12 protein-coding genes, 2 tRNA genes and 3 rRNA genes are annotated in these 19,590 nt (G+C 58.2%); 10 read left to right on the top strand and 7 right to left on the bottom strand.

Annotation, left to right across the window (positions count from 1 at the left end):
* Window positions 1-48: 48 nt before the first annotated feature.
* Window positions 49-762 (bottom strand): phosphoglycolate phosphatase, encoded by a 714-nt coding sequence (locus ACP7B7_RS02585; RefSeq protein ID WP_308923753.1) that lies wholly within the window; start codon window positions 760-762, stop codon window positions 49-51.
* Entirely contained in the window at window positions 762-1,448 is a 687-nt protein-coding gene (gene rpe / locus ACP7B7_RS02580; protein ID WP_308923754.1) for a ribulose-phosphate 3-epimerase, read from the bottom strand. Before rpe ends, ACP7B7_RS02585 begins: the two co-directional genes overlap by 1 nt.
* Before the next feature lie 149 nt (window positions 1,449-1,597).
* On the opposite strand from rpe, the gene apaG reads away from it, so the two are divergent.
* The gene (gene apaG, locus ACP7B7_RS02575) at window positions 1,598-1,972 is read left to right on the top strand and encodes a Co2+/Mg2+ efflux protein ApaG (protein WP_308925648.1); all 375 of its coding nucleotides are present in this window, start codon (window positions 1,598-1,600) and stop codon (window positions 1,970-1,972) included.
* A 15-nt stretch (window positions 1,973-1,987) separates the two neighbouring features.
* Here the strand turns inward: apaG and ACP7B7_RS02570 are convergent, their stop codons facing one another.
* Entirely contained in the window at window positions 1,988-2,134 is a 147-nt protein-coding gene (locus ACP7B7_RS02570; RefSeq protein WP_308923755.1) for a hypothetical protein, read from the bottom strand.
* 10 nt (window positions 2,135-2,144) lie between these two features.
* Between ACP7B7_RS02570 and ACP7B7_RS02565 the strand changes: the two genes are divergently transcribed.
* On the top strand, window positions 2,145-3,365 hold the full coding sequence (locus ACP7B7_RS02565; RefSeq protein ID WP_308923756.1) for a murein transglycosylase A: 1,221 nt from the start codon (window positions 2,145-2,147) through the stop codon (window positions 3,363-3,365).
* Between the two features lie 15 nt (window positions 3,366-3,380).
* On the opposite strand, the gene ACP7B7_RS02560 is transcribed toward ACP7B7_RS02565, so the two are convergent.
* Both ACP7B7_RS02560 and ACP7B7_RS02555 read right to left on the bottom strand, forming a co-directional pair.
* Window positions 3,381-3,818, bottom strand: coding sequence for a universal stress protein (locus tag ACP7B7_RS02560; RefSeq protein ID WP_426075633.1), 438 nt, complete (start codon window positions 3,816-3,818; stop codon window positions 3,381-3,383).
* A 134-nt stretch (window positions 3,819-3,952) separates the two neighbouring features.
* Window positions 3,953-5,146 carry an MFS transporter gene (locus tag ACP7B7_RS02555; protein ID WP_426075879.1) on the bottom strand — a complete coding sequence of 398 codons (1,194 nt, stop codon included), beginning with the start codon at window positions 5,144-5,146 and terminating at the stop codon, window positions 3,953-3,955.
* Between the two features lie 188 nt (window positions 5,147-5,334).
* Here ACP7B7_RS02555 and ACP7B7_RS02550 point away from each other — a divergent pair, with 188 nt between their 5' ends.
* The 6 genes from ACP7B7_RS02550 to rrf all read left to right on the top strand — a co-directional run bounded on the left by ACP7B7_RS02550 (window position 5,335) and on the right by rrf (window position 11,692).
* Entirely contained in the window at window positions 5,335-6,111 is a 777-nt protein-coding gene (locus ACP7B7_RS02550) for an enoyl-CoA hydratase (RefSeq protein ID WP_308923758.1), read from the top strand.
* A 401-nt stretch (window positions 6,112-6,512) separates the two neighbouring features.
* A 16S ribosomal RNA gene (locus tag ACP7B7_RS02545) occupies window positions 6,513-8,043 on the top strand.
* Window positions 8,044-8,141: 98 nt separating this feature from the next.
* Window positions 8,142-8,218, top strand: a tRNA-Ile gene (locus tag ACP7B7_RS02540).
* 17 nt (window positions 8,219-8,235) lie between these two features.
* Window positions 8,236-8,311: transfer RNA gene (locus ACP7B7_RS02535), tRNA-Ala, on the top strand.
* Between the two features lie 253 nt (window positions 8,312-8,564).
* Window positions 8,565-11,440, top strand: a 23S ribosomal RNA gene (locus ACP7B7_RS02530).
* A gap of 139 nt (window positions 11,441-11,579) precedes the next feature.
* A 5S ribosomal RNA gene (rrf, locus tag ACP7B7_RS02525) occupies window positions 11,580-11,692 on the top strand.
* The 16S, 23S and 5S rRNA genes sit together here with 2 tRNA genes alongside, the layout of an rRNA operon.
* Before the next feature lie 168 nt (window positions 11,693-11,860).
* Here rrf and dacB read toward each other — a convergent pair.
* Window positions 11,861-13,363 carry a D-alanyl-D-alanine carboxypeptidase/D-alanyl-D-alanine endopeptidase gene (gene dacB / locus ACP7B7_RS02520; protein ID WP_426075632.1) on the bottom strand — a complete coding sequence of 501 codons (1,503 nt, stop codon included), beginning with the start codon at window positions 13,361-13,363 and terminating at the stop codon, window positions 11,861-11,863.
* Between the two features lie 8 nt (window positions 13,364-13,371).
* Window positions 13,372-14,610 (bottom strand): nucleoside recognition domain-containing protein, encoded by a 1,239-nt coding sequence (locus tag ACP7B7_RS02515; RefSeq protein ID WP_308923091.1) that lies wholly within the window; start codon window positions 14,608-14,610, stop codon window positions 13,372-13,374.
* Between the two features lie 195 nt (window positions 14,611-14,805).
* Between ACP7B7_RS02515 and ACP7B7_RS02510 the strand changes: the two genes are divergently transcribed.
* Both ACP7B7_RS02510 and ACP7B7_RS02505 read left to right on the top strand, forming a co-directional pair.
* The gene (locus ACP7B7_RS02510) at window positions 14,806-16,611 is read left to right on the top strand and encodes an ABC transporter substrate-binding protein (protein WP_308923090.1); all 1,806 of its coding nucleotides are present in this window, start codon (window positions 14,806-14,808) and stop codon (window positions 16,609-16,611) included.
* Window positions 16,612-16,828: 217 nt separating this feature from the next.
* Complete coding sequence (locus ACP7B7_RS02505) at window positions 16,829-19,582, top strand: TonB-dependent receptor (protein WP_308923089.1); 2,754 nt, start codon at window positions 16,829-16,831, stop codon at window positions 19,580-19,582.
* Window positions 19,583-19,590: the final 8 nt, after the last annotated feature.

Raw genomic sequence — 19,590 nt, 5'->3', positions numbered from 1 at the left:
GTTCACGATAAGGTGTTGGGTTTGGTCAGTATGCGGTTGAGTGTCGAATCAGGGTTGAACCACTTGCATGCTTATGACATGAGCCGCTTCGAGCAGCGTATTTACTATACCATCGGAATCGGTATCGTGTATAGAGTGTCCGTGGTTGTAGCCATACGGTACCGTCAACACGGGGCAACCCGCAGCGCGGGCCGCTTGCGCGTCGTTCGACGAGTCGCCGATGGCCACCACGGTCGACGGCGCCAGGTCGAAGTCCGCGCACACCTGCAGCAAGGGCAGCGGGTCCGGTTTCTTCTTCGCCAGCGAGTCGCCGCCGTAGACGATCTCGAAGTACTGATCGAGATTTTTCAGCTTCAAGAGGGGCAGGGCGAACGCGATCGGCTTGTTGGTGACGCAGGCCAGGCGCAGCCCGGCCGCCTTCATCGCCGCCAGGCCCTTTTCCACGTCCGGGTACAGGGTGCTGTACTGGCCGTTGATCGCCAGGTAATGGCGCTGGTAGCCATCCATCGCCTGTTCGAAACGCTGCTCCACGCCGGCAGGGTCGAAGTCCAGCGCCAGTACCGTGCGGATCAGGTTTTCCGAGCCCTTGCCTATCATCAGCGAAATCGCTTCGGCGCTGATCGGCGGCAGCTCGAATTCGCCGCGCATGCCGTTGATGGCGACATGAAAGTCGGGCACGGTGTCGAGCATCGTGCCATCGAGGTCGATAATGGCGGCGCGCACGCCGGCCAGCACTGCATGTTTCACCGTGCCCGCCGCCATCAGTTGCTCACCGTCTTGGCCACTGTCTTGGCCAACTCGGCGCGCATGGCGTCGATCACGGCCTTGTAGTCAGGCTTGCCGAAGATGGCCGAGCCGGCGACAAAGGTGTCGGCGCCGGCAGCGGCTGCCGCGGCGATATTGTCGATCTTGATGCCGCCGTCGACTTCGAGCATGATGTCACGGCCCGATTCATCGATCATGCGGCGCGCTTCGGCGATTTTTTTCAAGGCCTGCGGAATAAAGGACTGGCCGCCGAAACCGGGATTGACCGACATGATCAGGATGATGTCGATCTTGTCCATCACATGCTCCAGGTAATGCAGCGGCGTGCCCGGGTTGAACACCAGGCCGGCCTTGCAGCCGTTGTCGCGGATCAGCTGCAGCGAACGGTCCAGATGCTCCGACGCTTCCGGATGGAAGGTGATGATGTTCGCACCGGCTTTGGCGAAATCCGGGATAATGCGATCGACAGGCTTGACCATCAGGTGCACGTCGATGGGCACTTGCACATGCGGGCGGATGGCTTCGCAGACCAGCGGGCCGATCGTCAGGTTCGGCACATAATGGTTATCCATCACGTCGAAGTGGATGATGTCGGCGCCGGCGGTGACGACGTTGCGTACTTCCTCGCCCAGGCGGGCGAAGTCGGCGGACAGGATGCTGGGAGCGATGCGAAATGTAGTCATGGTGAGATAGGGCCAGAGGGTAGAAGATGCAAAGTTGCGCTATTTTACGCTTGACGCCGTTGCCATGCCCTTTTGAAACACAGAATACCTCTTGCGCACCAGCCGGCGAGGCTGTGGCGCGACACCTCATGAACCAGACAAGGACGACGATGGCGACTTATGAATTTACGGTAACGGTCAAGACACAGTATTTGCCGGAGCAATCGGCGCCCGACCAGGGCCGCCATGTGTTCAGCTACACGATTCGCGTGGTCAACACGGGCACCGCCGGCGCGCAGCTGATCTCGCGCCACTGGGTGATCACCGACGCCAACAACAAGGTGGAAGAAGTGCGCGGCCTGGGCGCCGTCGGCCACCAGCCGCTGCTGCAGCCGGGCGAGCAGTTCGAATACACGAGCGGCACCGTGCTGGCCACGCCGCAAGGCACCATGCTCGGTGAATATTTCTGCGTGGCCGAAGACGGCCACCAGTTCGAAGCGCAGATTCCCGAGTTCGTGTTGTCGCTGCCGCGCACGCTGCACTAAACTACGCGCACTTCCTTATTTCAGTTTTTCGGTGGCGTCCTTGTCGGTTGCCACCTGTTTCTGCGCTGGCGGCGTGGGCTTCTTGCCCGAATACATGGTCCACCAGACGATAAACGCCAGCAGGAAAAACGCCACCATCGCTTCCATTACCAAGATCCACATACGCTCTCCTATGTCTTTACGCCTCAGTCTACTCGTTTCAAGCGTCGCCGTCGCGCTGGCGTTGTCCGCATGCACCAGCACGGTGCCGCTGACGCCCGTGCCGGCCAAGCCGCCGGCCATTACGCCATCGGTCGTCAAGCCCGTGCCGGCCAAACCGGCCGCGCCTGACGCCAAGGACGCCCAGGCGCCCACTTTTGTGCCGGTCGGCTTTGCCGCCTTGCCCGGCTGGGCCCGCGACGACGTGCGCGCGGCCTGGCCCGCCTTCATGGCCTCGTGCGCCGTGCTGGTCAAGCGGCCCGACTGGAAAGAGTCATGCACGATTGCGCGCCAGGTCAATGCCGACAGCGACAAGGCGATCCGCCAGTTCTTCGAAGCGTTTTTCGTGCCGAACCAGATGGTCGCCGCCGATGGGGCCAATTCCGGCCTGGTGACAGGCTATTACGAACCGCTGCTGCATGGCGCGCGCAAACGCGGCGGGCCATACCAGACGCCGCTGTACAAGGTGCCGGACGATCTGGTGACGGTGGACTTGTCCAGCGTGTATCCGGAACTGAAAAACATGCGGCTGCGCGGCAAGCTGGTCGGCAAGAAAGTGGTGCCATATGCCACGCGCGCCGATATCGAGCGCGCCACCTCCGTGACGGGCAAGGAATTGCTGTGGGTCGACGATGAGGTGGAAGCGTTTTTTCTGCAGGTGCAGGGCAGCGGCAGGGTGCAGCTGACCGACACCCAGGAAACCGTGCGCGTGGCCTATGCGGATCAGAATGGCCATCCCTACCAGTCGATCGGCCGCTACCTGGTCGACAAGGGAGAATTGACCATGAGCCAGGCCTCGGCGCAGGGCATCAAGGCCTGGATCGCAGGCCATCCGACCCGCAAGGACGAGCTGTTCAACGCCAATCCCAGCTATGTGTTCTTCAAGGAAGAGCGCTTGCCCGATCCGAAGGTGGGGCCGAAAGGCGCGCTGGGCGTGCCGCTGACGCCGCAGCGCTCGGTGGCCATCGACTCGCGTTTCGTGCCGCTGGGCGTGCCCGTGTTCCTGTCGACCACGCAGGCGAACAGCGATATCCCGATGCAGCGCCTGGTGATGGCGCAGGACACGGGCGGCGCCATCCGCGGGCCGATCCGGGTCGATTATTTCTTTGGCTTCGGCGCGGAAGCGGCCGAGAATGCCGGCCGCATGAAGCAGAGCGGCATGGTGTGGGTGCTGCTGCCGAAGCAGCCGCAGTAGTGCTTGCAGTAATGTTTAACGCAATACCATGACAGGCAGGTGGGTATGCGCCAACACTTTTTGTGTTTCGCTGCCCACGAACAATTTGTTCAGGCCCTTGCGGCCATGCGAGGCCATCAGGATGATGTCGCACTGATAGGCTTGCGCCGTATTGACGATTTCCTCGTGCGGGCTGGGCGACAGCGCGACCACGCCTTCGAACGGCACGTTGGCGGCGCGCGCGGCCTCGCCGATTTTCTCGATCGCGCGCTGCGCCGATTCATTCATCTGCTGCTCGTACAGGCTGGCGTCGAGCACGATGCCGCCGTCGGCCATCGGCGAAAACGGAAATGGCTGCACCACGCTGACGGCGACCAGCTTGGCCTGGTTCAATTGGGCGAAGGCGATGGCGGTATTGGCGGCCTGGTCGGACAGCGGCGAGCCGTCGGTAGGGAAGAGGATCGTCTTGAACATAATGTGCTCCTTGGAAATATTTGCAGCTTATGGATTTACCCGGAGGAAATCCTTGATATAAATCAAGTCTGGCCGGCTTCGTGTTGAATAGTGTCGGCAAAGCAATCTTATACACCCTCTATCGATTTTGTGCTTCAGCCGCGCGCCTTGCGTAGCGGCGTGCCCCACACCATCGCGATCGTGAGCAGGATGCTGCCGGCCGCGATGCAGGCCATGCCGCTGCGCACGCCGAAGTGCTCGGCCACCCAGCCGGCCGCCAGCGCGCCCAGCGGCGCCGTGGCCACCGTCAAAAAGCGCATGGTCGAGGTCATCCGTCCCAGCATGGCGTCGGGCGTGACTTTCTGGCGCAGGCCCAGGTAGGGAATAAAGAACAGCATCACGCCGCAATCGAAAAAGAACATCAGCACGGCATACGCCGCCGCACTGGCGGTGGCGCTGCCGAACAGGTTGGCCGGTATCGCCGGCGTCAGCACGAAGCACAGCGAGGTCGACGCCAGGCCGATCAGGATTACCTTGCCGGCGCCATAACGGCGCGTCAGCGGTTTGACGACGATGGCGCTGACCAGCACGCCGGCGCCGCCCAGCATTTGCGCCATGCCCAGCACGCCGGGACTCATGCCCAGGTCATGCGTGGCGAACAGCACCGTCAAGGCCATGCTGGCGTAAAACAAAAAGTGCCAGACGCCGGCGCCCCAGGCCAGCGCGCGCAGCAGCGGTTCGCGCCAGACAAACAGCAGCCCATCGGCAATATCGCGCAAGGGGTGATTATGCGACGGCGCGGGACGCGGATCGCGCACGCTCATGGCGCGCAAATTGAATACGGAAATCAGATAGCCGCAGGCCGTGCACAGGATGGCGACTGGCGCTGACAGGGTTTGCACCAGCACGCCCGCCATGCCCGGTCCGATCAGGCGCGAGGCCGATTCCGTGGCGGCAAATTTCGATTGCGCATCGATCAAGCCGTCGCGCCCGACGAGAAAAGTCAAAAACACCTGTTCGGCGCCGCCGCCGACCACGAAACCGGTGCCGATAATAAAACCCACGATATACAGCCACGGCATCGACAGCACGCCGCACCAGTACGCCACCGCCACGCTGGCCAGCGCCAGGCCCGACATGCTCTCGCTGAACAGCATGATCGGATGCTTGCTGCGCCGGTCCAGCAGCACGCCGACGGGCAGGCCGAACAGCGCAAACGGCAGCGCCTGCAAGGCGACCAGGATGCCCATCTGTTCCGGCGTCGCATGCAGCAGCAATACCGCGCACAGAGGCAGGGCCAGCGAAGTGATCTGGGCGCCAAAGCAATTGAGGCCGTTGCTGAACCACAGGCGGCGGAAATTGACGGTGGCGGCGGAACCGTCACCGCGCAGGCGGCTGGTCAGAGAGTGGAATAGGGTGGAGAAAATACGGCACGCGTCGAGGTGGGTGAGCAGGTTGATAATAATAACAGCGCTGCCGCAGTGGCGCCGCCATTAGCCGCTACAATCGTCAGCACCGTTCATCAAGAGGAGACACCATGCAATACGAAGACCTGATCATCGAAATCCAGGACAAAGTCGCGCTGATACGCCTGAACCGTCCCAAGGCCCTGAATGCCTTGAACGAGCGCATGATGAACGAGCTGGGCGACGCGCTGCTCAAGTTCGACGCCGACGAGAATATCGGCTGCATCGTGCTGACCGGCAGCGAAAAGGCGTTTGCCGCCGGCGCCGATATCGCGGCCATGGCCGACTACACCTATCCCGACACGTTTACACAAGGCTATATCAGCCGCAACTGGGAGCATATCCTGCGCGTGCGCAAGCCGGTGGTGGGGGCGGTGGCCGGCTATGCGCTGGGCGGCGGCTGCGAACTGGCCATGATGTGCGATTTTTTGATCGCTGCCGACAGCGCCAAATTCGGCCAGCCGGAAATCAAGGTCGGCGTCACACCAGGTGCAGGTGGCACGCAGCGCCTGCCGCGCGCCATCGGCAAGGCCAAGGCCATGGACCTGCTGCTGACGGCGCGCACGATTGACGCGGTGGAAGCCGAACGCATCGGCCTGGTATCGCGCGTGGTGCCGGCCGACAAGCTGCTGGAAGAAACCCTGGCGGCCGCCAGAACCATCGCCGCCATGCCGACCTCGGTCGCCATGATGATCAAGGATTGCGTCAACCGCGCCTTTGAGACCACCTTGACCGATGGTGTCGCCTACGAGCGCCGTTTGTTCCAGGCCGCGTTCGGCACGCCGGCGCAGAAAGAGGGCATGCACGCATTTTTGGAAAAGCGCTTGCCAAACTTCGATGGCCTTTGATATGATTCGCCTCCTCGCAAAACGACGCACACAAAACACCGTGTTGCAGAGTTAAACGGGGATAAAAAGAAGGTTGACGAAATGCTGAATAAGCTTCATACTCTTCCTTCTTCGCAGCTGACAAACACAACGCTTTGTCGATAGCGCGAAACACGCAGTACCGAATACCGTTCTTTAACAATTAACAGTCGATAAGTGTGGGCATTTGATGAAGTGCAGCGTTGATCTTCGGATTGACGTCAAACTTAAAATATCAAATGTTCACAAGAAATAATGAAATAGGATACTTCTTCGGAAGTAGCCTGTCAGTTTTTTGAGTGAGCAAACATCTCGCAATGCGAGGGGTTTGAACCGATTAAAAGGTTCGACCATGCCAATAAAATGGCAAAGTAACAGAGATTAAACTGAAGAGTTTGATCCTGGCTCAGATTGAACGCTGGCGGCATGCCTTACACATGCAAGTCGAACGGCAGCACGGAGCTTGCTCTGGTGGCGAGTGGCGAACGGGTGAGTAATATATCGGAACGTACCCTGGAGTGGGGGATAACGTAGCGAAAGTTACGCTAATACCGCATACGATCTACGGATGAAAGTGGGGGATCGCAAGACCTCATGCTCGTGGAGCGGCCGATATCTGATTAGCTAGTTGGTAGGGTAAAAGCCTACCAAGGCATCGATCAGTAGCTGGTCTGAGAGGACGACCAGCCACACTGGAACTGAGACACGGTCCAGACTCCTACGGGAGGCAGCAGTGGGGAATTTTGGACAATGGGCGCAAGCCTGATCCAGCAATGCCGCGTGAGTGAAGAAGGCCTTCGGGTTGTAAAGCTCTTTTGTCAGGGAAGAAACGGTGGGAGCTAATATCTCCTGCTAATGACGGTACCTGAAGAATAAGCACCGGCTAACTACGTGCCAGCAGCCGCGGTAATACGTAGGGTGCAAGCGTTAATCGGAATTACTGGGCGTAAAGCGTGCGCAGGCGGTTTTGTAAGTCTGATGTGAAATCCCCGGGCTCAACCTGGGAATTGCATTGGAGACTGCAAGGCTAGAATCTGGCAGAGGGGGGTAGAATTCCACGTGTAGCAGTGAAATGCGTAGATATGTGGAGGAACACCGATGGCGAAGGCAGCCCCCTGGGTCAAGATTGACGCTCATGCACGAAAGCGTGGGGAGCAAACAGGATTAGATACCCTGGTAGTCCACGCCCTAAACGATGTCTACTAGTTGTCGGGTCTTAATTGACTTGGTAACGCAGCTAACGCGTGAAGTAGACCGCCTGGGGAGTACGGTCGCAAGATTAAAACTCAAAGGAATTGACGGGGACCCGCACAAGCGGTGGATGATGTGGATTAATTCGATGCAACGCGAAAAACCTTACCTACCCTTGACATGGCTGGAATCCCCGAGAGATTGGGGAGTGCTCGAAAGAGAACCAGTACACAGGTGCTGCATGGCTGTCGTCAGCTCGTGTCGTGAGATGTTGGGTTAAGTCCCGCAACGAGCGCAACCCTTGTCATTAGTTGCTACGAAAGGGCACTCTAATGAGACTGCCGGTGACAAACCGGAGGAAGGTGGGGATGACGTCAAGTCCTCATGGCCCTTATGGGTAGGGCTTCACACGTCATACAATGGTACATACAGAGCGCCGCCAACCCGCGAGGGGGAGCTAATCGCAGAAAGTGTATCGTAGTCCGGATTGTAGTCTGCAACTCGACTGCATGAAGTTGGAATCGCTAGTAATCGCGGATCAGCATGTCGCGGTGAATACGTTCCCGGGTCTTGTACACACCGCCCGTCACACCATGGGAGCGGGTTTTACCAGAAGTAGGTAGCTTAACCGCAAGGAGGGCGCTTACCACGGTAGGATTCGTGACTGGGGTGAAGTCGTAACAAGGTAGCCGTATCGGAAGGTGCGGCTGGATCACCTCCTTTCTAGAGTTTGCACGAAGCAGTAATGCTTCACCATCAAATGTTCACACTTATCGACTGTTAGCTGAAGAAGAAACAGTAGTCGTTTGTAGCACCGCGTTGGGGCTGTAGCTCAGCTGGTTAGAGCACCGTGTTGATAACGCGGGGGTCGTTGGTTCGAGTCCAACCAGCCCTACCAGTTTCTATAGTATCTCAGGGGGATTAGCTCAGCTGGGAGAGCACCTGCTTTGCAAGCAGGGGGTCGTCGGTTCGATCCCGTCATCCTCCACCAAAAAGTTCAAACGTAAGTTGATCACATCGGTGATGAAATTTAGGTTTGGTCTTTTAGAGACCAAGTGCTGTATGTTCTTTAACAATCTGGAAGAAGTAAAGATTATTTATTGATCAAGTCTATGCGTGCAGGAATGCATGAGGCGACTTGATGGGTAATGATTGTATGTATCAACAAACAAGCAACAACGTTGTACTTTCTTATCCCTGTAGCGCTCTTTGATGACTTCGGTTTTCAGAGGCTAACGTTATAGGGACAAGCGAATAAGTGCACATGGTGGATGCCTTGGCGATTACAGGCGATGAAGGACGTAGTAGCTTGCGATAAGCTGCGGGGAGTGAGCAAACACACTTTGATCCGCAGATTTCCGAATGGGGCAACCCACCCTTTTAGGGTATTGCATACTGAATACATAGGTATGCAAGGCGAACGCGGCGAACTGAAACATCTAAGTAGCTGCAGGAAAAGAAATCAACCGAGATTCCCAAAGTAGCGGCGAGCGAAATGGGAAGAGCCTGTACGTGATAGTCGGACCGATAACAGAATCCTCTGGAAATAGGAGCCATAGCGGGTGATAGCCCCGTATGTGAAATCGGACCGGTGATACTAAGCGTACGACAAGTAGGGCGGGACACGTGACATCCTGTCTGAATATGGGGGGACCATCCTCCAAGGCTAAATACTCGTAATCGACCGATAGTGAACCAGTACCGTGAGGGAAAGGCGAAAAGAACCCCGGAAGGGGAGTGAAATAGATCCTGAAACCGTGTGCATACAAACAGTAGGAGCGGACTTGTTCCGTGACTGCGTACCTTTTGTATAATGGGTCAGCGACTTACATTCAGTGGCAAGGTTAACCAGATAGGGAAGCCGTAGAGAAATCGAGTCCGAATAGGGCGATCAGTCGCTGGGTGTAGACCCGAAACCAAGTGATCTACTCATGGCCAGGATGAAGGTGCGGTAACACGCCCTGGAGGTCCGAACCCACTAATGTTGAAAAATTAGGGGATGAGCTGTGGGTAGGGGTGAAAGGCTAAACAAACTTGGAAATAGCTGGTTCTCTCCGAAAACTATTTAGGTAGTGCCTCAAGTATCACCATCGGGGGTAGAGCACTGTTATGGCTAGGGGGTCATTGCGACTTACCAACCCATTGCAAACTCCGAATACCGATGAGTGCGAGCTTGGGAGACAGACGTCGGGTGCTAACGTCCGGCGTCAAGAGGGAAACAACCCAGACCGCCAGCTAAGGTCCCAAAGATTGGCTAAGTGGAAAACGAAGTGGGAAGGCTAAAACAGTCAGGATGTTGGCTTAGAAGCAGCCATCATTTAAAGAAAGCGTAATAGCTCACTGATCGAGTCGTCCTGCGCGGAAGATGTAACGGGGCTAAGCCAGTCACCGAAGCTGCGGATATCCTTTATTGGATATGGTAGGAGAGCGTTCTGTAAGCCTGCGAAGGTGTCTTGTAAAGGATGCTGGAGGTATCAGAAGTGCGAATGCTGACATGAGTAGCGATAATGGGGGTGAAAAGCCTCCACGCCGTAAGCCCAAGGTTTCCTGTTCAACGTTCATCGGAGCAGGGTGAGTCGGCCCCTAAGGCGAGGCAGAGATGCGTAGCTGATGGGAAGCAGGTTAATATTCCTGCACCGTCGTATGATGCGATGGGGGGACGGATCGCGGAAGGTTGTCTGACTGTTGGAATAGTCAGTTTCTGTCTCATAGAAGGCGCTTAGGCAAATCCGGGCGCAGGATTCAAGGGGATGGGACGAGTGAACTTGTTCACGAAGCAATCGGAAGTGGTTCCAAGAAAAGCCTCTAAGCTTCAGTCATACGAGACCGTACCGCAAACCGACACAGGTGGGCGAGATGAGTATTCTAAGGCGCTTGAGAGAACTCGGGAGAAGGAACTCGGCAAATTGGTACCGTAACTTCGGGAAAAGGTACGCCCCGGTAGCTTGATTGGTTTACTCCATGAGGGTGAAAGGGTTGCAATAAACTGGTGGCTGCGACTGTTTAATAAAAACACAGCACTCTGCAAACACGAAAGTGGACGTATAGGGTGTGACGCCTGCCCGGTGCTGGAAGATTAAATGATGGGGTGCAAGCTCTTGATTGAAGTCCCAGTAAACGGCGGCCGTAACTATAACGGTCCTAAGGTAGCGAAATTCCTTGTCGGGTAAGTTCCGACCTGCACGAATGGCGTAACGATGGCCACACTGTCTCCTCCCGAGACTCAGCGAAGTTGAAATGTTTGTGATGATGCAATCTACCCGCGGCTAGACGGAAAGACCCCATGAACCTTTACTGTAGCTTTGCATTGGACTTTGAACCAATCTGTGTAGGATAGGTGGGAGGCTTTGAAGCGGGGACGCTAGTTCTCGTGGAGCCAACCTTGAAATACCACCCTGGTTTGTTTGAGGTTCTAACCTTGGTCCGTTATCCGGATCGGGGACAGTGCATGGTAGGCAGTTTGACTGGGGCGGTCTCCTCCTAAAGTGTAACGGAGGAGTTCGAAGGTACGCTAGATACGGTCGGACATCGTGTTGATAGTGCAATGGCATAAGCGTGCTTAACTGCGAGACTGACAAGTCGAGCAGGTACGAAAGTAGGACATAGTGATCCGGTGGTTCTGTATGGAAGGGCCATCGCTCAACGGATAAAAGGTACTCTGGGGATAACAGGCTGATTCCTCCCAAGAGTTCATATCGACGGGGGAGTTTGGCACCTCGATGTCGGCTCATCACATCCTGGGGCTGTAGCCGGTCCCAAGGGTATGGCTGTTCGCCATTTAAAGTGGTACGTGAGCTGGGTTTAAAACGTCGTGAGACAGTTTGGTCCCTATCTGCCGTGGGCGTTGGAAATTTGAAGGGGGCTGCTCCTAGTACGAGAGGACCGGAGTGGACGAACCTCTGGTGTACCGGTTGTCACGCCAGTGGCATTGCCGGGTAGCTAAGTTCGGAAGAGATAACCGCTGAAAGCATCTAAGCGGGAAACTTGCCTTGAGATGAGATTTCCCAGAGCCTTGAGCTCTTTGAAGGGTCGTTCGAGACCAGGACGTTGATAGGCTGGGTGTGGAAGTGCAGTAATGCATTAAGCTAACCAGTACTAATTGCCCGTACGGCTTGTCCCTATAACCTTAGCAGGTGCAGAGGATAAGACGGTACAACGTTGCGTGTGTGTTGATACGACATTCATTACCCAAAATCTTTGCTTCTTCCAGATTCATGACGCTGCTGCCCAATCGGGAGCAACCGTCAGTACAAGTTATGCCTGATGACCATAGCAAGTTGGTCCCACCCCTTCCCATCCCGAACAGGACCGTGAAACAACTTTGCGCCGATGATAGTGCTGCAACCAGTGTGAAAGTAGGTTATCGTCAGGCTTGTTATACGCAGTAAGAGAAAAACCCCGATCAGTGATGAGTGGGGTTTTTTTTCGTCTGAAGATTCGTTATTGTTGACCCCAAGCGAAGTCTGGGGTCAGACCCTCAATGCCGCCAACGCAGAGTTCATTGCTAGCGGGCGAGGGGGCTGACCCGGCTGTTCAAGGGTTATTGGCTTGCGATCACTGGCGTTGTACCGCTTCTGGCCACCCACTCGATCAATGCATCGACTGCCGCGCGGCCATTGCCGTTGCCCACCAGGTCGCTATTGATCATGGCCACCACCACGCATTGCTGGTTGTTGGCGTCTGGCACATAGCCGGCGATCGCCACCACATTCTTTAACGTTCCCGTCTTGATGCGGGCGCGCGCTGCCACCGGACTGCCCAGCAGGCGCTTGCGCATGGTGCCGTCCAGGGCAACGATGGGCAGGCTCGATTGGAACTCGGGCGCCCACACGCTTTGCTGCATCGCCTGCAGCACGCCGGCCAGTTGCCGCGGCGCGATGCGGCCCGTGCGCGACAGGCCGGAGCCATTGTCGATCAGCATGCCGTTCGTATCGATATTGTGGCGCTGCATCCATTCCTGGATCACTTGCCGCGAACGCGTGGCCGTGTCTTCCTGCGCCGTCATGGCCACCGGGCGGCTGCCCAGCCAGCCATCGCTTTGCAGGCTGCCGATGCTGAGGAAGAGGGTACGGGCCAGGGTGTTGTCGGACGATTTGTTGATATCACGCAGCACTTCCGGCAGGGCGCGCGCCACATGGTCGGCCAGCATGCGCGTGCCGACCGGTTCGGCACTCGGCGGCAAGCCTGTGTTTGGCGCTTCGCGCACGCTGCCGCTAATCGTGCCGCCCAGCCGCTTCCAGGTCGTGCGGAACAGCTTGTCTGCATAATCATTGCGGTCCAGCACATTGATACTGAAAGCCTTGTGGCAATTCTGTGGAAAGGTGCCGTGCAAGATGACCTGCAGCTTGCCGCCCGCATCGCGCCGGTACTCGGGTGGGCGCCAGCCATCTTCCCAGCGCGCACAATTGCCTTTTATTAGCGTCATGTCGCTGCTGATGCTGACGTTCTCCAGCGCCGGCAGCATCAGCAATTTCAATTGCTGCGCGGTCGAACTGAGCTCGATATCGAGCAGATTGGTATTGAGCAGCAAGGCGTCGGGAATCACGTTGTAGCGGAACTCGGCCGACTCATCGAACGGTGGCGCGCCGATGTCGGGCCGAGCCGGCTGGAACAGCTGGCGGTCGAGGATCAGGTCGCCCTTGATTTTCACGATGCCCTGGTTGCGCAGGGTTTGCAGCATGTGCTCCAGCACGTCCGCATTGAAGTCGGTATCCGCACCACCGCGCAAAATCAGGTCACCCTTCAGCACGCCATTGATGACGTCGGCGCTGGTGCGCAGCTCCGTGCGGCCGCGGAAGGTGGGGCCCAGCTGTTCCAGGCCGACGGCCGTGGTCACCAGTTTCATGGTCGACGCCGGCTGCATGCTGCGTTCGGCCCCATGCGACATCACTACCGTATTGCCACGCAGGACGATGGCGCCGATGGCGTCTTCGGGAATATTCGCGCTGCGCAGCAGCACGCTGACGGAGTCCGGCAATTGGGCATGCGCCGTCGACAGGCCAAGCCCGGCCAACAGGGCGGCGATCAGAACAGGACGTAACATGGTGCTCCTCAATGGAAAAAGACGTAGGCGACAAACACGGCGGTGATCACGCCGGCCAGGTCGGCGATCAGGCCGGCCGTGATGGCATAGCGCGTCTTGCGGATGCCGACCGAGCCGAAGTACAGGGCCACGATATAGAAGGTGGTGTCGGCCGAGCCTTGGAACACGCAGGCCAGGCGGCCGACAAACGAGTCGACGCCATAGGTATTCATGGCGTCGATCATCATGGCTTTCGAGCCGGAACCGCTGAGCGGCTTCATCATGGCGGTCGGCAAGGCGGGCACGAAATCCGTATTGATGCCGAGGTTGGCAAAGAACCAGTTAAAGCCGCTCATGACGAAATTGAACACGCCCGCATTGCGGATCACGCTGATCGCCACCAGCATGCCGACCAGGTAGGGAATCACGGTGATCGAGGTCTGGATGCCGCCTTTCGCCCCTTCGATAAAGGCGTCATACACATTCACTTTTTTTCGCAGCGCACCGATGATGAAGATGGCGATCACGCTGATCAAGACCAGGTTGCTGACCACCTTCGACACCAGCTCGATTTCCTGTTTCGTCAGGTATTGCGTGAAGTACCAGATCATGGCGACGATGGCGGCCGTCATGCCGCCCAGCCAGCTCAGCACGACGCTGTTGAGCAGGTTGATGCGCTGCTTGATCGAGACGGTGATGATGCCGACCACGGTGGCGACATAGGTGGCGATCATGCAGGGAATAAAGATGTCGGACGGATCGGCCGCGCCGAGGATGGAGCGCTGCGCCATGATGGCCAGTGGGATCAGGGTCAGGCCCGAGGTGTGCAGCACCAGGAACATGATCTGCGCATTGGTGGCCTCGTCCTTGTTCGGGTTCAGCGTCTGCAGGCTTTCCATCGCCTTTAAACCGAACGGCGTGGCCGCATTGTCCAGGCCCAGCAGGTTGGCCGAGAAATTCATCACCATATGGCCGGTGGCCGGGTGGTCTCTCGGAATTTCCGGGAAGATGCGCGAAAAGAACGGTGCGATCACTTTCGCCAGCCAGCCGACGATGCCGGCCTTTTCGCCGATATTCATGATGCCCAGCCACAAGGTCATCACGCCGGCCAGTGGCAGCGCGATATCCATCACGCCCATGCGCGCCGTCTCGAAGGTACCGTCGATGATGCGCTTGAAGATATCGGTATCGCCCAAAAACAGCCACTGCAGCACGGCGGCCAGGAAACCTACGAGGAAAAAGCCGGACCAGATGTAATTAAGTGCCATAGGTGATCAATGTTTGTTTTCGAGACGAGGAAAATACCTGCAAGCAAAGTATAGAGGCAGCGTGCGGCGCGTTGATGAAAGAATGCAGCAGCCGCATGCCAAAAAGTTATAAGCTGGCAGCCTGTTTTCATTGGCATCCCGTCGCCCGCCCGCGTACGCTGGCTGATGCCTGCTTTCACCTGTACTGGATCATTGATGATGTTTTTGCGTAAAACCGCCTGCGCCGCCGGCCTGGCCTTGCTGACCTTGTTTGCAACTGCCAGCCATGCCGCGCCTGAGGCGCGCGCCGGCAAGACCCTGCACCTGTTCCTGAGCACCAGCGAGACGGGTCTGGACCCGGCTGTCGCCTCCGACCTGGCCAGTCTGAACCTGATGGAAAACGTGTTCGACCCGCTGCTGCGCTACGACTACCTGGCGCGTCCGGTCAAGCTGCAGGGCAATACGGCGCGCGGCCTGCCGAAGGTCGAGGATGGCGGACTGACCTATATTTTCCAGCTCCAGCCCGGCGTCTTCTTTACGCCCGATCCGGCCTTCAAGGGCAAGCCGCGCGAAGTGACGGCGCAAGATTATGTGTACAGCCTGACGCGCTTGTACGATCCCGCGCTGAAATCGCCCTGGCTGTTTTTGCTGGAAGATAAATTGGTGGGCGATGCTGCCCTGAAGAGCAACTTCAGCTACGACAGGCCGATCGCGGGCCTGCAGGCGCTGGACAAATATACGCTGCGCATCCGCCTGAACAGCATCGATCCGAACTTCCTGTTTTACCTGGCCATGCCGGCCACCGGCGTGGTGGCGCGCGAAGTGGCCGAAGCGTACAAGGCGCCAGGCCAGATCGGCAACCATCCGGTCGGCACGGGGCCATTCATGATCACGGAATGGAAACGCAGCGACAAGATCGTGCTGCAGGCCAATCCGAATTTCCGCTCCACCGTGTTTCATGTGGACGCGGCGGCACTGGCCGCGCTGCCACCGGCCGACCAGACAATTGCCAGATCGCTGGAAGGAAAGAAACTGCCGCTGGTCGAGCGCATCGAAGTGCGCATCGTCGAGGAATACCAGTCGCGCATGCTGGGCTTCCTGAAAGGCGAGTTCGATTACCTGGAGCAGGTGCCCGAGTCGCTGACCGACATGGTGCTGGCCAACGGTGGCCTGAAGCAGGACTTGGCGGCGAAAGGCATCACCCTGGAGCGTTTCCCCGTGCTGCAGACCTATTACATGTGGATGAATATGGACGACCCGGTGCTGGGCGGCTACAGCAAGGCACGCTTGGCGCTGCGGCGCGCGATTGCCCTCAGCTACAACAGCCGCGAGGATATCGCCTTGCTGAAAAAGGGCCTGGCCCTGCCGGCGCAGTCGCCGTTGCCACCGAATGTGCTGGGCTACGACAAGGCATACCGCAGTCCCGTGTCATACGATCCGGTGCTGGCGCGCGCGCTGCTGGACCGTTACGGCTACAAGCTGGGAGCCAGTGGCTTTCGCCAGCAGCCCGATGGCACTCCTTTGACCCTCACCATGCATACGGAGCCGAGCACGGTGGGGCGGCTGCGCGACGAATTATGGCGCCGCAACCTCAATGCGATCGGCCTGCGCGTGGAATTCAAGAGCGACAAGAAGACCGAAATCATCAAGGCCTCGCGCCTGGGCAAGGTGCAGATGTTCGAGACCAACTGGATCGCGGACTTCCCCGATGGTGATAACTTTATGCAATTGTTGTACGGCCCCAACAGTGGCAGAGCCAACTACGCCCGCTTTAACTTGCCCGATTACAATAAACGCTATGAGGAGGCGCGCCTGCTGTCCGATTCGCCACGCCGGCGCAGCCTGTACTTCGACATGTCTCAGCTGATCCATGCATATACGCCATGGGTGCTGCTGACCCATCCTATCTCGGCCGACCTGCAGCAAGCGTGGCTAAAAAACTACAGGCGCCATCCCGTGGAATTCACCTCCTGGCGCTATCTGGACGTCGATATGGCACGGGGCCGCCCCACGGCAAAGTAGGCCGGCGCTGAAAAAGGGCATTCATTCCAAAAAGTTATGGTTAGGAAAGCATTTTTCATTAGCTGGCGGCGGAAGCAACGCGCTACTCTGAAAATGAAAACAAATAAAGTCATGCGCAAACATCATAAGAAAATGTACTGCGAGACAGATGCAGCGATGTGACTAACAACCTGACTTGAAGAATTCAAGTATCGATTGCCCAATAAGGAGAAGGCCCGTGAAATTGAAGAAGCTAGCGCAGTTGATGGCATTGATAGGGGTGGCTGGCACGGCCGTTGCGCAAGAAGCGGCGCAGCAGGCGATACAACGGGTCGAAGTGACGGGCAGCAGCATCAAGCGCATCGCCAAGGAAGGCGCGCTGCCGGTGCAGGTGATCACCTACGACCAGATCGAAAAGCAGGGCATTACCAGCGCCGAGCAATTGCTGTCGACGATCTCCTCGAACGGCACCGGCGCGGACAATATGACGTCCGGCAATAACGTATTTGGCGCCGATGCCGACCGGGTCAGTGGCGGCGCCTCGTTCGCTTCGCTGCGCGGCCTGGGGCCGAACAGCACCCTGGTGCTGTTGAACGGCCGCCGCATCGCCACCCACGGCGCCAGCGGCAAGGCGGTCGACCTGAACTCGATTCCGATGGGCGCCATTTCGCGCGTGGAAATTTTGAAAGACGGCGCGTCGGCCATCTACGGTACCGACGCCATCGGCGGCGTGATCAACTTCATTCTGAAAACCAATTACAACGGCGTGGAAGCGTCGGCCACCACCAATTCCACCGAAGCGGGCGGCGGCATGAACCGCCGCGCGTCCTTGCTGGCTGGCCATGGCAACCTGGAAGAAGACGGCTACAACGTCATGATGAGCCTGACGGTCGACAATAACGACAAGCTCAGCTCGAACCAGCGCAGTTTTGCCAACGGTTTCCAGCCGGGCCGCGGCCTGTCGCCCGATACCACCGGCACGCCGTTCGCCAACCAGATGACCGGTGCCGGCACGGCCCTGGGTACCGCGTTTACGGTTCCCGGCAGCACCAATCAATACCTGCAAGCCAATCCGCTCAGTTTCACGGGCAAGTGCGATACGGTGGCCGGCATGTCGCAATACCAGACGGCGCTGTGGTCGAAAGTGACCTCGCCGCTGCGCACCACCTATTCCTGCGCCTATGACTATGGCGGCGACTATGTGATCTCCTTCCCGGTCGAGCGCGCCAATTTGCTCAGCCGCGGCACCTTCAAGCTGGCGCAGGACCATACCATGTTCGTCGAGCTGCTCGGTTCGCGCACCAAGGCCACGGCGGAATTCACGCCGATGCAGATTCAGACCACGGCGGCCAACGGCGGCCTGTATCCGGTGGGTGGCGCGTATTACCAGGACCTGTCGGCATATATCTCGACCTTTGACCGCACCAAGCCGATCGCCTACAAGTGGCGCGCCAACGATTTCGGCAACCGCACCCAGGAAAATACCACCGACAACCTGCGCTTGCTGGTCGGCTTCGAAGGGACGGTCGGCAAGTGGGACTACAAGGCGGGCGTGTCGCATGCGCAAAGCAAGACCAACACCAAGCTGACCGATGGTTATTCGTACACGGCGCAGCTGTTCCCGGCGCTGGCCAGCGGCGTGATCAACCCGTGGGTGGGTGCCGGACAAAGCCAGAGCCAGGCCGCCAGGGATCTGATCGAGTCGACCAAGTTCCGTGGCGATTTTCAACACGGCAAGACGACGCTGACCGCCATCGATGGCTCGGTGTCGGGCGAACTGCTGCAACTGCCGGCCGGCGCCATGTCGGCCGCCGTCGGTTTTGACTTGCGCCGCGAAAGCTATGCGTTTGGCCAGGATATCGACGCGACGCTGGTCTACCTGTCGCCGGGCAATGCGGCGCTGGAAAAAGCCAGCCGCAACGTCAAGGCCGTGTATGCCGAGTTGCTGGTGCCGATCATCAAGGACCTGGAAATGCAGCTGGCCTTGCGCCGCGATGACTACAGCCTGGTGGGCGCGTCGACCAATCCGAAAGTGTCGTTCCGCTACCAGCCGGCTTCCTGGCTGCTGTTCCGTGGTTCGGCCAACAAGGGTTTCCTGGCACCCAGCTTTACCCAGCTGTATTCGGGCCAGCTGTTCCAGGAATTGTCGAGCGGCGTAATCGATACGCTCGGTTGCGCGCGCCATCCTGGCGACCCGGCTTTCTGCGCACCGGCACGCCTGAATTATTTCTCGGGCGGCAATACCACACTGAAACCGGAAACCTCGAAGCAAGGCAGCGTGGGCATGGTGATCGAACCGGTCAAGGGATATTCCGCCTCGCTCGACTACTGGGCCATCAATTCCAAGGACCGCATCCTGAACCGCTCGGCTACCATCGTGCTGAACAATGCCGCCCTGCTGCCGCAGTACATCATCCGCAACGCGGACGACACCATCAACTATATCCAGGCGGGCTGGATCAATGCGGCCGGTTCGCGCACGCGCGGCGCCGACCTGAGCTTGCGTGGCGAAGGCAGCACCAACGGCTTCAAATGGAATGCGGCGCTCGATGGCACCTGGACCCAGAGCTTCAAGTTTGCCGAGATCGCCGGCCAGCCATACAAGGAGTACGTGGGCAATTTCTACACGCGCGACCTGTACTTGCGCTGGAAGCACAACGCCTCGTTCTCGCTGGCGCGCGGCGACTGGAGCGGCTTGCTGACGCAAAAATACAGCACCGGCTACAAGGACCAGGTACCGAACGGCGGCGCGCTGCCGTATCCGGTGGGCTTCAATCCGAAGGTCGGCAGCTATACTACCTACACCCTGTCGGGCACCTACACGGGCTTCAAGAACACCACCCTGACGGTTGGTATCCAGAACCTGTTCGACAAGGACCCGCCGTTCACCGCGCATAATGTCGACGATGTGGTCGGCGCCGGCTGGGATCCACGGGTGGCCGATCCGCGTGGCCGCGCCCTGTCGTTCCAGGTGAAATACAAGTTCATGTAATCCGCGCT

The sequence above is a fragment of the Janthinobacterium sp. PSPC3-1 genome, assembly GCF_049896105.1.
GTDB lineage: Bacteria > Pseudomonadota > Gammaproteobacteria > Burkholderiales > Burkholderiaceae_D > Janthinobacterium.
This window is presented reverse-complemented; position numbering and strand designations above follow the sequence as displayed.